Annotated in this window: 10 protein-coding genes; 1 reads left to right on the top strand and 9 read right to left on the bottom strand. The window is 39.0% G+C overall.

The window, feature by feature from the left end; all coding sequences use genetic code 11:
• Positions 1 to 171: 171 nt before the first annotated feature.
• From rluF to ACTJJF_RS15855, 6 genes are all read right to left on the bottom strand, one after another.
• Positions 172 to 894 carry a 23S rRNA pseudouridine(2604) synthase RluF gene (gene rluF / locus ACTJJF_RS15880; protein WP_440700260.1) on the bottom strand — a complete coding sequence of 241 codons (723 nt, stop codon included), beginning with the start codon at positions 892 to 894 and terminating at the stop codon, positions 172 to 174.
• Complete coding sequence (locus ACTJJF_RS15875; RefSeq protein ID WP_440700259.1) at positions 894 to 1,388, bottom strand: hypothetical protein; 495 nt, start codon at positions 1,386 to 1,388, stop codon at positions 894 to 896. Before ACTJJF_RS15875 ends, rluF begins: the two co-directional genes overlap by 1 nt.
• 80 nt (positions 1,389 to 1,468) lie before the next feature.
• Entirely contained in the window at positions 1,469 to 2,167 is a 699-nt protein-coding gene (gene truB / locus ACTJJF_RS15870) for a tRNA pseudouridine(55) synthase TruB (protein ID WP_440700258.1), read from the bottom strand.
• 21 nt (positions 2,168 to 2,188) lie between these two features.
• Positions 2,189 to 3,007: an undecaprenyl-diphosphate phosphatase gene (locus ACTJJF_RS15865; RefSeq protein ID WP_276161178.1), complete on the bottom strand. Its 819-nt coding sequence runs from the start codon at positions 3,005 to 3,007 to the stop codon at positions 2,189 to 2,191.
• A gap of 91 nt (positions 3,008 to 3,098) precedes the next feature.
• On the bottom strand, positions 3,099 to 3,395 hold the full coding sequence (locus tag ACTJJF_RS15860; RefSeq protein ID WP_440700257.1) for a DUF3098 domain-containing protein: 297 nt from the start codon (positions 3,393 to 3,395) through the stop codon (positions 3,099 to 3,101).
• A 2-nt stretch (positions 3,396 to 3,397) separates the two neighbouring features.
• The gene (locus ACTJJF_RS15855) at positions 3,398 to 4,297 is read right to left on the bottom strand and encodes a cell division protein FtsX (protein WP_312299764.1); all 900 of its coding nucleotides are present in this window, start codon (positions 4,295 to 4,297) and stop codon (positions 3,398 to 3,400) included.
• A 91-nt stretch (positions 4,298 to 4,388) separates the two neighbouring features.
• Between ACTJJF_RS15855 and rsmA the strand changes: the two genes are divergently transcribed.
• Entirely contained in the window at positions 4,389 to 5,159 is a 771-nt protein-coding gene (gene rsmA / locus ACTJJF_RS15850; protein WP_440700256.1) for a 16S rRNA (adenine(1518)-N(6)/adenine(1519)-N(6))-dimethyltransferase RsmA, read from the top strand.
• A gap of 75 nt (positions 5,160 to 5,234) precedes the next feature.
• Here the strand turns inward: rsmA and ACTJJF_RS15845 are convergent, their stop codons facing one another.
• The 3 genes from ACTJJF_RS15845 to ACTJJF_RS15835 form a co-directional block, all read right to left on the bottom strand.
• Positions 5,235 to 7,607 (bottom strand): choice-of-anchor L domain-containing protein, encoded by a 2,373-nt coding sequence (locus tag ACTJJF_RS15845; protein ID WP_440700255.1) that lies wholly within the window; start codon positions 7,605 to 7,607, stop codon positions 5,235 to 5,237.
• 388 nt (positions 7,608 to 7,995) lie between these two features.
• Positions 7,996 to 11,598 (bottom strand): choice-of-anchor L domain-containing protein, encoded by a 3,603-nt coding sequence (locus ACTJJF_RS15840; protein ID WP_440700254.1) that lies wholly within the window; start codon positions 11,596 to 11,598, stop codon positions 7,996 to 7,998.
• Between the two features lie 168 nt (positions 11,599 to 11,766).
• Positions 11,767 to 14,022 carry a choice-of-anchor L domain-containing protein gene (locus tag ACTJJF_RS15835; RefSeq protein ID WP_312299772.1) on the bottom strand — a complete coding sequence of 752 codons (2,256 nt, stop codon included), beginning with the start codon at positions 14,020 to 14,022 and terminating at the stop codon, positions 11,767 to 11,769.
• Between the last annotated feature and the right edge of the window lie 122 nt (positions 14,023 to 14,144).

Below are 14,144 nucleotides of genomic sequence, written 5' to 3'. Positions count from 1 at the left end.
ATTTAATTACAATAAATATAATACATAAAACAGAAAACCACAACATATTACACTAAGGTGTGAAAATTATATAAAACTGAAATTTATAAACTGTAAATCTGCTAACGAAATAGCCATTATAAGAACAACAAAAAAGCAGAGAAATCTATTCTCTGCCTTTATATTTTTATTTTAATCAACGGTCTTACTTGAATCTTCCAGCAATAAATTAAGTGCCGAAAGCTCATCATCCGTCATATCTCTCCATTTTCCGATCGGAAGATCCAGTTTAATATTCATAATACGGATTCTTTTCAGTTTTTTCACTTCATATCCAAGGTATTCGCACATTCTTCGGATCTGCCTGTTAAGTCCCTGTGTAAGAATGATTCTGAAGTTCATTTCATCAATCTTCTCCACTTCACATTTTTTGGTTACCGTATCCAGAATAGGCACTCCGTTTCTCATTTTTTCAAGAAACCTTGGAGTAATAGGTTTATCTACCCTTACCAGGTATTCTTTCTCGTGATTGTTTCTTGCTCTCAGGATTTTATTGACAATATCTCCGTCATTCGTAAGCAGGATAAGACCTTCACTAGGTTTATCCAGTCTTCCGATCGGGAAAATCCTTTTCGGGTGATTGATATAATCTACAATGTTATTTTTTTCACGCTTGGTATCTGTAGTACAGACAATTCCTACCGGTTTATTGAAAACAATATAAACAGGTTTTTCCTGGGACTCTTTTATGGGCTTACCATCTACTTCTACAAGGTCTTCATCAGAAACTTTTGTTCCCAGTTCAGGAATTTTTCCGTTAATTTTTATTCTTCCTTCTTCCAACAGTTTATCTGCTGCTCTTCTTGAGCAGTATCCTACTTCTGATAAATATTTATTGATACGTGTCTTTTCCATTAGTCTTCACCGTAACCGGTATAATTTTTATTGCTGAAAACAGAGATTCCATAGCTTAGCCCGATGAAGAAGCCATCCACACCCTCTTTCAGCTTATGTGATTCAAAAACAATTCCTCCTTCCTGGCTCAGCCTTTTTGAATAGGAAACCTGCATTCCCAGTCTCGCTCCCCAAAATTCAGTATTTGAAACAGCAGAATGATTCAGCTGCTTGCCATAATTAATGTCTATATAAAAAGGCCAGTCTCCGGGAGAGAAAATAAACTTCGGCTGAATCACCCAATACAGCAAATGATAATTGTCCTGTATAAAGCTATATTTCAACCCTGTTCCTATGGCAAAGTTAGGAAGAAAATTGTAACCTCCTATCGCAGTAATACCGTAGGTCATATTACCTAATACGGATCTGTCCTCAATATACTGCGAATTGTTACTCTGATTCTTTTTATTAATATTAAATCCTACGTTAAGGGATGGGTTAACATAAAAATCCATCTTAGGTTTTTTCGTCTCAGCATTCTGGGAGAAAGCTTTACAAAAAGCAAAACCCAATAAGAAAAGAGATAATTTTATTTTCATAAGCCTTCAAAACGGAAATCGTTATTCAAAAACTGATCTGTGGCGTTTTCAATAGCATAATCCCCGATTTTTGTACGCCTTAACTGGGTCAGATAAGCCCCCACTCCAAGTTCCTGCCCGATATCGTGAGCAAGACTTCTGATATAAGTTCCTTTGGAGCATCCTACCGTAAAACTCACCACAGGAAAATCTATTTTAATATCTTTGATATAGTGAATGGTTGTCTTTCTGGCCTTCATTTCTACTTCTTCACCTGCTCTGGCAAGGTTATAAGCTCTTTCCCCATCGATTTTAATAGCTGAGTAAACCGGAGGTTTCTGTTCAATTTCACCTACAAATTTTTCCAGAGTTTCATTCACCTGTTCCTCAGAAATATGAGTGATATCCTGATGAAGGATTTCCGGTTTTTCGGTATCGTAAGATTCTGTTTGCACTCCTATTTTGATCTCCGTCCAGTATTCTTTCGGAGCATCCTGAATCTCAGGAATTTTTTTGGTAAATTTTCCGCAACATACAATAAGAAGTCCTGTAGCTCTGGGATCTAAGGTTCCTGCATGCCCAATTTTAAATTTTTTAGGAAGGTCAAACTCTCTTTTAAGTTTATATTTCATTTTATTGACAGCCTGAAAAGAAGTCCAGTCCAAAGGCTTGTCTAATAAAAAAATGTATCCTGATTTCAGTTCTTCAGCTGTCATGAATGGATATGTGAATATTTTTTATTTAAAGAAATAGAAATAGATCAGCAAAGCAACACCTACAAAAATACGGTACCATCCCCATGGTTTGAAACCATATTTATTAAGCACTCCAATGAATGCTTTAATCGCTATTAATGCTACAATAAATGCCACAACATTTCCTATCACGAAAATCATAATGTGATCCTGTGAAGCCATGATCATTTCATATCCTTTCTGAGGATTGGCAGTTTCTTTACCCCATGTTTTCACAAAAACGGAATATACAGTTACGGCCAGCATGGTAGGTACAGCAAGAAAGAAAGAGAATTCAGCAGCTGCTTTTCTGGTTAATCCCTGTGCCATCCCTCCAATGATGGAAGCTGCACTACGGCTTGTTCCAGGCATCATTGCCAGACACTGCCAGAAACCGATGGTAATGGCATTTCTTATGGTAATTCCCTTTTCGTCATCAATTTTAGGATTTTTAAACCATTTGTCAGCAAACAGTAAAACAACACCTCCCAAAACCAATACTGAAGAAATTGCAATCTGATTTCCAAGTACGGCTTCAATTTTATCATCAAATAAATATCCTAATACCAATGCCGGAACTACAGCAAAAGCAAGCTTAAAATAGAACTGAATATTGTTTAAATCAAAAAACTTTTTCCAGTAGGCTACCACCACAGATAAAATGGCTCCGAACTGAATAGACACCTGAAACATTTTTAAAAACTCTGTTTCTTCAAGCCCCATCAGATTGGCAGTAAATCCCATGTGAGCAGTAGAAGAAATCGGAAGATACTCTGTTAATCCCTCTACAATGGCAATAATAATTGCTTTAATTAAATCCATATTCTTTCAAAAAATTAAAAGATTAAGAAATCCGGAAAATCAGAATGCTCTGAATTTCCTAATCTCTTAATCTCTAAATATAAAAATCTATTTATTTTCTTTTTAAAATAGCGTACACTTCTATTGCAAATCCTATGACTACAAAAAGCGGTGCTATTCTGATTCTTCTGATAGAGAAGATATCGTCATTCCATGCATTGGGATCAAATTTACCGTCTACCATATTGGCATCAGGCCCCATCATCAATAGAAAGCCGACAACAATAAATGCTAACCCAATCAGCATCCATTTGAAGTTCTGCTGTCCGAAATAGAACGAGTTTTCCTGTGGCACTTCTGCTTCATTTCCAAAATCTGAAGCGGAAATTTTATTTGTTTTTTTGCTCATTATTAAGAGTAATATAAGTCGTCAACGTTTGATTTTAAGAATCTCCATGTAGCGAAAATAGTACTTAAGACAGAAATGAAGATCCCTACACCAAGTACCAGAATCACTAACCAGAAATACTGATTGTTATCCTGTACGAAAGCAGAGCCGATCTGACTTGTAAAGTAATACCAAACACCTCCCAGAGCAAGAAGACCAATTACGGAACCAATAGCTCCCAGGATAACAGCTTCTATGATAAAAGGTTTAAGGATAAATCTTCTCTTCGCTCCTACCAGCTGCATGGTTTTAATAATAAATCTCTTCGAAAATATTTTCAGACGGATTGAATTGTTGATCAGTACCACAGCCAATACCAAAAACAGTATTGAAAATCCTAAGATCCATTTTAAGATTCTGCTCAGGTTATTGTAAACATCCACCATCAAAGTACTGTCGTTCTTAACATCTACGATACCGGGAACAGATTTGATCACTTTAATCGCTTCATCAATTTTTGCAGGATCCACATATTCCGGTTTTAAAGCAACTTCAATAGATGAAGGGAAAATATTCTCTTCAAATAATGCATCACTGTCTATCCCCATACTTTTTTTAGCTTCCTTCGCTGCCATAGCTCTGGAGATATAAGTTGCCTTTTTTACAGGAGCTAACGTCTGTACCTTTTTAAAAGTTTCATCCTCCAGTTTTGCAATTTTTACAGAGTCTTTTGCGTCATAATTTTCATCAAAGTAGGCATTCACCACCAATTGTTCTTTGATATAGTCAGAATACTTTTGGGCATTAATTAAAATAAGCCCCATTAATCCCAACAAAAACAGCACTAAGGCAATACTTATCACTACAGTAATATTGCTGGACCGAAGCCTTTTCTTATTAAACTCATCTACAGATTTAGCCATTAATATTAAAATTTTTGGCTAAAATAGAAAAAAACTTCCGAAATTTGGGACGAAATAAAGAAAATCATTGTTAATAAAATCATAAAAAACTTTGAGTGTAAAAGCAAAAAAACATCTGGGGCAGCACTTCCTGACCGATGAAAATATCGCAAGAAAAATTGTAGAAGGTCTTAGTTTTGAGAACTATAATAACATCATGGAAGTAGGTCCCGGAATGGGCGTGCTTACCAAATATCTTCTTGAAAAAGACCAGACCATTTACCTTGCCGAAATCGATACGGAATCTATCGAATATCTGAAAAACAATTATCCTAAGGTTACAGAAAATACTTTTGTAGGTGACTTTCTGAAACAGGATTTTAATTTTATCAAAGATGAGCAAACTGCCATCATTGGTAATTTTCCCTATAATATTTCTTCGCAGATATTATTCCAGATTGTAGATCACTATGAGCTGATTCCTGAGATGGTAGGAATGTTCCAGAAAGAAGTTGCGGAAAGAACGGCTGCCGTACCGAGAACTAAAGATTACGGTATACTTTCTGTACTGATCCAGGCATATTATGATGTATCTTATATGTTTACGGTACATGAAAACGTTTTCAATCCTCCTCCAAAAGTAAAATCAGGGGTGATAAGGCTTACCAGAAACCCTAAAGAAGGCCTGGCCGGGAACGAAATTCTTTTTAAACAGATCGTAAAAACAGGATTCAACCAAAGAAGAAAGAAGCTGTCCAATGCTTTGAAGACCTTGAACATTCCTGAAGCTTTAAAGGGACATGAATTCCTGGATAAAAGAGCTGAAGAACTGAGCGTCGCAGATTTTATTCTTTTTGCCAATCTTTGGAAAGATAATCAGTAAGAAAACATCTTATACAAATAAAAAGAAGCCTTTCAAAAGTATTTGAAAGGCTTCTTAATTATATTACAATATCAATTAATCTCTGTTTTTCAGCATAATCCATCCAGACCAGTTCATTTGAGCTTTTGATCTCGGATATTCAAAGTTGAATTTATACCAATAGGTAGCTGTAGGCAGTCTCTTTCCTCCTACTGTTCCGTCCCAAACCGGGGTTTCTTTTGAGAATCTGAACATTTCAACACCATATCTGTCATATACCGATCCTGTAAAGTTGTTGAATTCTCCAAGAGCTTTAAGGTCCAGTACATCATTGATTCCGTCTTCATTCGGTGTAATGATATTATTGATCTGCAGGGTAAAGAATTCCAGGCTTCCTACGCAATGAGTACCTACCCTTCTTACCAGAACCGTATATTTGGTATTATCCAAAAGGCTGGTAAATACATTAGATTCCTGCCAAGTAATTCCGTTATCGATAGAATATTCTAAACTGCTTGGTAAATTGTTCATTGCAGGGTTTTCTGCAGTAACAGTCACTGTTTTTTTAATGCTTTCATAATTCAATGCCGTAACGAACGGCTTTGCTGCCCCTATTACTTTAGCTTCGAAAGTTTTTTTACAGGTTCCGTTATCAACTTCTACGCTGTACACTCCCCACTGGTCTACATCTATTTTCTGTGTAGTTGCTCCTGTGCTCCAAAGGTATTTAAAGTTAGGTCCTGCTCCTGCATCCAATGTTACAACATCTCCCATACACATTTCAACATCCTTTAATGGTGAAGTGAGTTCAGGGGTTACTTCTATTCTTATGGTAGCCGGGTTCAGAGATCTGCACCCTTTTTGCCCTACTGCATATACTGTGAATGTAGTGGTCTGGTATAATGTTACCGTCTGTATATTTCCGGTTCCCATAAAGTTACTCCATTGGTAAGTAGCTCCCCCTTCTGCAGTTAATGTCACTGATTCTCCCGGACATATTTTTATTCTGGAAGATTTTACTTTTGCAGTAGGTGTTGTTTCCTTCAGCAATTTCAATTCAACCGTTTTACTACAGAAACTGCCGTTTGACACCACTACGTAAAGGATCTGACCGTCATTACCGTTATAGTTCAGTATATTCTGGATATAATTATTATTTTGTGCAACGGCATCAGCCTGATTCACGTAGAATTTAAAGATCGCTCCAGGTGTTGGACTGATATCCGGTTTGACCGTACTTAAATCAAATGTGGTAATGTCAGGAGTTGTACACAGCAACAATGTAGCATCCTGGGCCTGTGGTGTAGTTCCGCCATGAATTTCTATTGATGCTTTACCAGGGCAAGGATTTCCCGGTACGCTTACTTCAATGGTATAAGTACCTGGCTGTACTGCGGTAATGCTATTGGTAGTGGCATTTGGTATCGGGGCTCCGTTATGGAACCACTGATATACCAGGTTAGGGTCATTCACCGAAGCTGTAATCACCTGAGGAGTATTGTCACATACATTAATTTCGGAAGGAAGTTTTGTACCGGAAGGATCTAAAAGATCTACCCCGATGTTGAAAGACCCTCCTTCCAGAAACACTGCAGAATCATAACTATTATCTCTAAAATCGGAAATCACCATTTTAAAATGATACTCCTGTCCTGCAACTACAGTTGCCGTAGCAGTAAGAGGAATTGTTCTACCGTTAAAATTCGTTTCAATATTCGTGGTATTATATCCTGCAAAATACTGCTCATTGACTGCTCCACATACCGGATAAGCACTGATAGCCGGGTGAATATTGGTAACACTTACAGGTCCGGCCCCATTAGGAAGAACGGCCATGTTTACATAAGGTCCTCCTGAGGTAGGTCTTAGTAAGATGGCAAATGCATCCGCATATTCACAGGGATATCCTTCGTAATATTCTTCAGAGGCCAATATATAGTTGAATTTTATCTGAGAAGTGGTAGGTACAAAATCAAATTCCAAAAGTACAGCATCTCTTAAAGAGGCAGCTGATACTCCGGTAGCTTGTGCCAGATCATTATCAGACCCTCCACCATTAGGATCACTAAGTGTGTTACTTTCAAAAGCATTCCCTGCTTTTCTTGCAAGCCCTGTAGAAAGTAAAAGTCCGTCTTTAAAAGGGAAGTTGGTAGCTGCCTTATGAAAATATCCCCATGCCCTGTTAGCATTATCCGGAGCATGATTAGGCGTGATCTTTACATTCTTTACATTCGGGGTAAGACAGGTATTGGTTCCAGATGATATCAGTACATCTTTAACCATCTTCTCTATGGTATAAGTTGTTTCTATATAAGCCGGAGAATTTACATCGATAAAAGAACCTGCTTTTTTAGACAATGCAGAAGGTGCTTCTTTAACTGACTTTCTGGTCTGTGCAGGCTGATTTTGTGAAAATAAAAAAGTCGAGATGACTGTAAAAAATAAACAAAGCGGTAGATATCTTCTCATAATATTTTTGTTTCAACAAATTTAATTTTTTTTTAAATATACCACATACATATTTATATTATTTACAATAAAAAACTAAAAACACAAACATATAACAGAAAATCTTCATTAAAAAATGCCACAATTCACAAAACACAAATAACATCGTTCATCTCAAAACATTACATATTTGATAAAAACGACGTATTGGAATAGCTAAATGCTTTTCTGTACCAATGTTATTAGTTTAAAAGAAACTGTGGGAATAAAATAAAGTGGTGAAAACAAATCTAAAGTGATGGTCCGAAAAATTCCGGAACCCTTTCTTTCATTTTACCATTTATAATCTTCTAACGGATAAAAATAAAAAATCTTTCATTGCTGAAAGATTTTTTATTATAGGTTTTAATTAATTTCTGTTTTTCAAAAGGATCCAGCCTGAACGCTGCTCCAGCTTTTTGCTGGCCGGGTTCTCCCACTGTACTCTATACCAGTAAGTACCTGTAGGAAGGTTGATTCCTTTTAAGGATCCTCTCCATACCACATCACCTTTTGAAGCTTTGTATACTTCTGCTCCGTATCTGTCGAAAATAGAAGCTGCAAAATCTTTATAACCACTGATCCCTGAGAAATCTATTGTATCATTGATCCCATCCATATTAGGAGTAATAGCATTGCTGATAACGAATGTAAAGAAGCTCAGCGAAGTACCGCATTTTGCATTTTTCACTCGAACCATCAGATTGTACATATTATTATTCAAAAGACCACTGAATATATTAGATGGCTGCCATGTTAATCCCCCGTCTATCGAATATTCCAGGGTTCCTCCTGTAGGATTACTTGCTGTAACAGTAAGGACATGGTTATCATAAACAACATTCGTGAACTGCGGTAGGTCAGGATTGATCAGCTGCGCTGTGAAGGTCTTTGAACACACTCCATTGCTGATGGTCACAGAATAAGTTCCCGGCAGATTGGTTGTGATGGTCTGCGTGGTTGCTCCCGTACTCCACAGGTAAGTATATTTTGGTCCTGCACCGGCATCCAGTGTTCCATTGTCTCCGGCACAAACATATACATCTTCTAATGTAGAAACGATTGCCGGAACTACTTCAATGGTAACTTTTGCCGGATCCACAGAGCTACATCCGTTTCCGCCCAATGCATATACTGAATATTCCGTTGTAATTGTAGGGGTAACAACCTGTGTATTTCCGTTTCCTGTAAGACCTACCCAGTTATAGGTAATCCCACCTGTTGCGGTTAATGTTACAGATTCTCCTTCACAAATTTTTAATTTAGATGCTGTAAGTCCTGCTATAGGCGGACCTACCTGAACAGTAACAGTTGCCGGTGTTGCAGAAATACATCCGTTAGCTCCCACGGCAAACACAGTATATACAGTAGTGGCAGTAGGAGAAACAACCTGAGTGTTTCCATTTCCTGTAAGACCTCCTCCCCAGTTGTAGGTAGCACCTCCTGAAGCGGTAAGGGTTACGGATTCACCCAAGCATATACGAGGCTGTGATGATACAAGTGTTGCAACCGGTGTGGCTTTATCCTGCAGTACGACTACATTAGTGGTATAAGTACAGGTCAGGTTTCCAGGTTGAGACACATTAGTAACAGTCAATGTGTAAGTTCCGCCTGCACTTACTACGGGAGTAAGTGTTGTTCCGCCTGATACAATAGTTCCGCCTACAGTTGTCCAATTAATTGTAGAACCCGGAGGTATTACCGATGCAGATGCATCCAGCGTAACCTGCGGATTGGTACAGGTAATCGTTTGTGGAGCTGCTACCGTCAAAGTAGTCTGAGCTGTACTTATCAGTTGTAAAGAAACCACATAACTACATCCTCCGTTGCTTACAAGCACATAGATCGTCTGATTACCCGGTGGTGAATATGTTGTAGGTGTTGCAATAAAGTTGTTGTTGGCAGCATTGGCATCTGCCTGATTGACATAATACGTGAAAGTAACTCCTGCTGCAGAAGTAATCTGACTCTGCGCTTCCGTAAGGTTATAAGCCAGTCCCGGCTGATAACATTTATGCAGGACAGCATTCTGTGCAGTGAATGGTTCTGACACCTGAATGGTAATTGTAGCCGGCGTTTGAGACACACATCCATTGGCTCCTACTGCAGTTACCGTATAGGTAGTTGTAGTTGTGGGAGATACTGTCTGGGTATTTCCGGTTCCCGGAAGCCCTGTCCAGTTGTAGCTTACTCCTCCTGAAGCGGTAAGGGTTACAGACTCTCCGTTACAGGTATGCATTTTACTTGCTGTAAGTACCGGAGTTGGTGGCGCACTGTTTCCTGTTACGGTAACATTGGCAACGGCATTACAGTTAACATTTCCGGGCTGATAATTTTTTGTTATTGTTAAAGTATAGGTTCCAGGAGCATCAATAACGGGAGTAAGGGTAGTTCCTCCCGAAACAATATTTCCTCCGGTAGTTGTCCAGTTAAAAGTAGATCCTGCAGGGTAAACCGAAGCGGATGCATCCAGAGTGATCTGGGAATTCGCACAGGTAAGCACCGTTGGCGGCACAATAGACGCTGTCATTTGTGGTGCCTTTACCAGCTGCAATTGTGCAACTTTAGAACAGAAACCGTTTTTCACCAAAACATATACAGTCTGCCCACCCGGGCTTGAATACGTTGCAGGGGTTGGAATTGTATTTGCGTTTCCGGCGTTTGCATCTGCCTGATTCACATAATAGGAGAACGTAGCTCCCGGAGTGGTACTTATCGATGCCTGGGCCGACGGTAAATTAAATACAGCATTTCCTGATGCATAACAAGCGGTTAAAGTAGTATTTTGTACTGTAGGAGAAGTTCCTCCCACTATGGTAACAGTAGCTTCTCCGGGACATGAATTTCCCGGGATGGTCACTTTAATGGTATAAGTCCCCGGTTGTGTTGCTGTATAAGTAGCTGTAGTTGCTCCCGAAATCGGATTGCCATTTAAAAACCACTGATAGGTTGCATTGGAAGCCTGAACTGAAGCGGTAAAAACCTGTGGAGCATTGTCACATACATTGATAGACGCCGGAAGTTGAGCTCCTGCTGCATCCAGAATCTTCACCCCGATATCAAATGAGCCGGCTTCGAAGAATACGGCTGAATCAAAGCTTGAGTCATCGTAATCTGCCAAAACAATTTTAAAATGGTAGGTTTCCCCCGGTATAACGTTAGCTTTTGATGTCAAAGGAATGGTACGTCCATCAAAATTCGTTTCAATATGGGCTGAATTTATGCCGGCAAAATAAGCTGCATTTTGAGCAGCACACCCCGGTGATGAGGAACCTGCCGGAATTAGCGGGTGAATATTGGTAACACTTACAGGCCCTGCACCTCCCGGAAGCACGGCAAGATTTGTATAGGTAGGATCACTGGCTTTTTTCAGCAATAGTGCGAAACCATCTGTAATTCTACAAGGAAACTGATAGGCAGGATCATATTCTTTAGAAGCAAACAGGTACCGGAATGTCACTTCGGTGGAAGCTGCCACGAAATCGAATTCTATAAAAGTAGCATCCTTCAATCTTGAATTATCAATTCCTAAAGCAGTGGCAAGATCCATATCTCCTCCTGTTCCAATATCATCACTCAGGTTAGGCTGGTAGGTGTTTCCTGTTTTACTGGCATATCCTGTAGTAAGCACAACTCCTTTAGCAAAAGGAAAATTGGTGGTTGCCTTATTAAAGAAGCCCCAACTTCTGTTTGGATTGCTCGCTGCTAAATTGGGAGAGACCACAACATTGCTCACGTTGGTAGAAACACAGTTTCCTCCTGAAATAAGAACATTCTTTACCAAATCGGTAATACTATAGCCTGATTCAGGATAGCTGGCCGCATTTACATCAATAAAAGCTCCGGCCTTCATGGCAGCAGCTCCAGGCTTTTTTGCAGCAAGTAACTTACTCCTGTCCTGGGCAAAGATGAGGGTTCCTATAAAAGCAAAAAGCAATACTAAAAATAAATTTCCCGTCCTCCTATTTAACATTTTATATTATTTTAAACAAAAATACTATTTTTTTTAATTAAAATTCGGGTTAATACAATTTACATTGTTACTAACGCAAATTTATTTATGATAGGATATCAACTCTGTTTATTTCATTATCATAAAAAAAAGACTGACAAAACCGTCAGTCTTTTAATAATTGTTTAATTACTCTATATTTTTAAGCAGTATCCAACCCGTTTTCACCGTAGTCTGCTTGCTGGCAGGGTCTTCGTAGGTTATCTGATACCAATATGAAGCAGTAGGCAGCTTTTTCCCCTGGAAATATCCATCCCAGTAAGGTCTTATTTTTTCTGCTTTGAATACTTCTTTTCCGTACCGGTCAAAAACCTGTCCGCTGAAGTCTTTATAATCAATTACCCCGCTGAAATCGATAATATCATTGATATTATCTCCGTTTGGAGTGATTACATTTTTCATTACAAACGTAAAGAATTCAAGGAAGCCTACACAGCTGGTATATTTTACTCTTACACGAATGGAAATCACTTTGTTTTTCGGCACATTGGTAAAGATATTGGAGGCTTTCCATGTAACGCCGTTATCTATTGAATATTCCAGGATCCCGTTACTAGGATTGGTTGCTGTAATAATGATGGTTCCTCTGTCATCAAAATCCACTTTTACAATTTCAGGAATGACTGCATCGATAACCTTTGTTTTGAACGTCTGTGAGCACACTCCATTGCTGATGGTTACCGAATATTCACCCGGAGTACTTGCTACAATGGTCTGGGTTGTATCTCCTGTACTCCACAGGTAGGTATATCCGGGACCTGTACCTGCATCAAGGGTAATTTTGTCTCCTTTACAGATATGGCCTCCTTTTAATGTAGAAACAATAGCCGGCACTACTTCTACCGTAACACGGGCTGGCTGTAAAGATTTACATCCCTGAGCTCCTATAGCATATACCGTATAGGTAGTGGTTTTGGTAGGAGTTACTGTTCTTGTTGCTCCCGTGGCTGAAGTATCGCCCCATTCATAGGTAACCCCTCCGCCTGCTGTTAACAGTACAGATTCTCCCAAACAAATTTTAAGTTTTGCTGCATTAAGTATTGCAACAGGTAATTCTTCTTTTCTTAGCGTCAATGTGGCAATTCTGCTACAGAACGCACCATTGGAAACAAGAACATGCAACACTTGCCCGTCTGTTCCGTTATAATTGGTGAGATTTGTAATATTACTGTTATTTTGTGCCTGTGCATCAGCCAGGTTCGCATAGAATTTAAAGACTGCTCCAGGAGTTGTGCTGATCATTGGCTTTGCATCTTCCAGGTTGAAAGTGGTAAGCGTAGGGGTTGTACAGAGCTTTAAAGTAGCATTCTGCACAGTAGGGCTGGTTCCTCCCACAACTTTAATCGTAGCTTCACCCGGACAGTTGTTCCCGGGAACCATTACTTTTACAGTGTATACTCCTGCTGAGGTTGCAACATAAGAAATACTGGTTGCCCCAGGAATTAAAACACCATCTTTATACCACTGGAAAGTCATGTTAGGAATAGTGGCAACCTGTGCTTTTATTACCTTTGGAGTGTTGTCACACATTTTTATTTCTGCAGGCAGAAGCACTCCGTTTTCATCAACAATTTTAATACCGATATCAAAAGAACCTCCTTCAATAAATACGGCAGAATCATAGCTATGATCTTTATAATCTGACAAAACCATTTTAAAGTGGTAGGCAACCCCTGGTGTTACATCTGCTACAGCAGTTAAAGGAGTTGTTCTTCCATCGTAATTCGTCACAATATTAGGGGAAGAATTATATCCTCCGAAATATTGTTCGTTAATAGCAGGGCAACCTCCAAAGCCTGTAATAAGAGGGTGAATGTTTGTCATGGCAACAGGTCCTGCATTATTCGGCAAAACAGCCAGATTTACATAAGGACCTCCCGCAACAGGTTTGATCAGTAAAGCAAATGCATCTGAATAATCACACGGATAAGTTCCTGAATATTCTTCGGAAGCAAAAATATAATTAAATTTTACCTGAGTGGAGTTGGGTACAAAATCAAACTCTAACATTACATTATCATTATAATGCTCGCTAGGATCTGGATTAGGAACTGCAACCAACAGATCAGGATCGTCTGTTCCTGCACCCGGTATGGTATAACTCGCACTGGACGCAACGTTTCCTGCCTGATCCGCACGGCCTGTTGTTAAAACAATACCGTCTTTAAAAGGAAAATTGGTAGTTCCCCTATGAAAATACCCCCAAAAACGATCACTGCTTGTGTTTGACTGATTCGGAGTTATTGACACATTGGTTACGTTAGGTACAGAACAGGTAGATCCTCCGTTGATCAGAATGTCTTTTACGAGCTGCTCAGGTGTATAAGCGGAAGGTGCATAACCGGCCGCATTCACGTCTATAAATGCCCCAGCCTTCTTATTCACAGCAGACACCAAATTTTTAGGTGGTTTTCTTTGAGAGAATAAAGAAGCAGAGACGAACAATAATACTAATAGAAAAAGGTAGTTTTTTATTCTATAATTCAGCATTTTATTTTTATTTGCTC

It is taken from the genome of Chryseobacterium sp. 22458 (genome assembly GCF_052044975.1).
GTDB lineage: Bacteria > Bacteroidota > Bacteroidia > Flavobacteriales > Weeksellaceae > Chryseobacterium.
This window is presented reverse-complemented; position numbering and strand designations above follow the sequence as displayed.

Bases quoted from the DNA above. Each gene is read 5' to 3' on its own strand.
- rluF (WP_440700260.1), bottom strand. From the start codon at position 894: ATGGAAAAGACACGTATCAATAAATATTTATCAGAAGTAGGATACTGC.
- ACTJJF_RS15875 (WP_440700259.1), bottom strand. From the start codon at position 1,388: ATGGATTTTTATGTTAACCCATCCCTTAACGTAGGATTTAATATTAAT.
- truB (WP_440700258.1), bottom strand. From the start codon at position 2,167: ATGACAGCTGAAGAACTGAAATCAGGATACATTTTTTTATTAGACAAG.
- ACTJJF_RS15865 (WP_276161178.1), bottom strand. From the start codon at position 3,007: ATGGATTTAATTAAAGCAATTATTATTGCCATTGTAGAGGGATTAACA.
- ACTJJF_RS15860 (WP_440700257.1), bottom strand. From the start codon at position 3,395: ATGAGCAAAAAAACAAATAAAATTTCCGCTTCAGATTTTGGAAATGAA.
- ACTJJF_RS15855 (WP_312299764.1), bottom strand. From the start codon at position 4,297: ATGGCTAAATCTGTAGATGAGTTTAATAAGAAAAGGCTTCGGTCCAGC.
- ACTJJF_RS15845 (WP_440700255.1), bottom strand. From the start codon at position 7,607: ATGAGAAGATATCTACCGCTTTGTTTATTTTTTACAGTCATCTCGACT.
- ACTJJF_RS15840 (WP_440700254.1), bottom strand. From the start codon at position 11,598: ATGTTAAATAGGAGGACGGGAAATTTATTTTTAGTATTGCTTTTTGCT.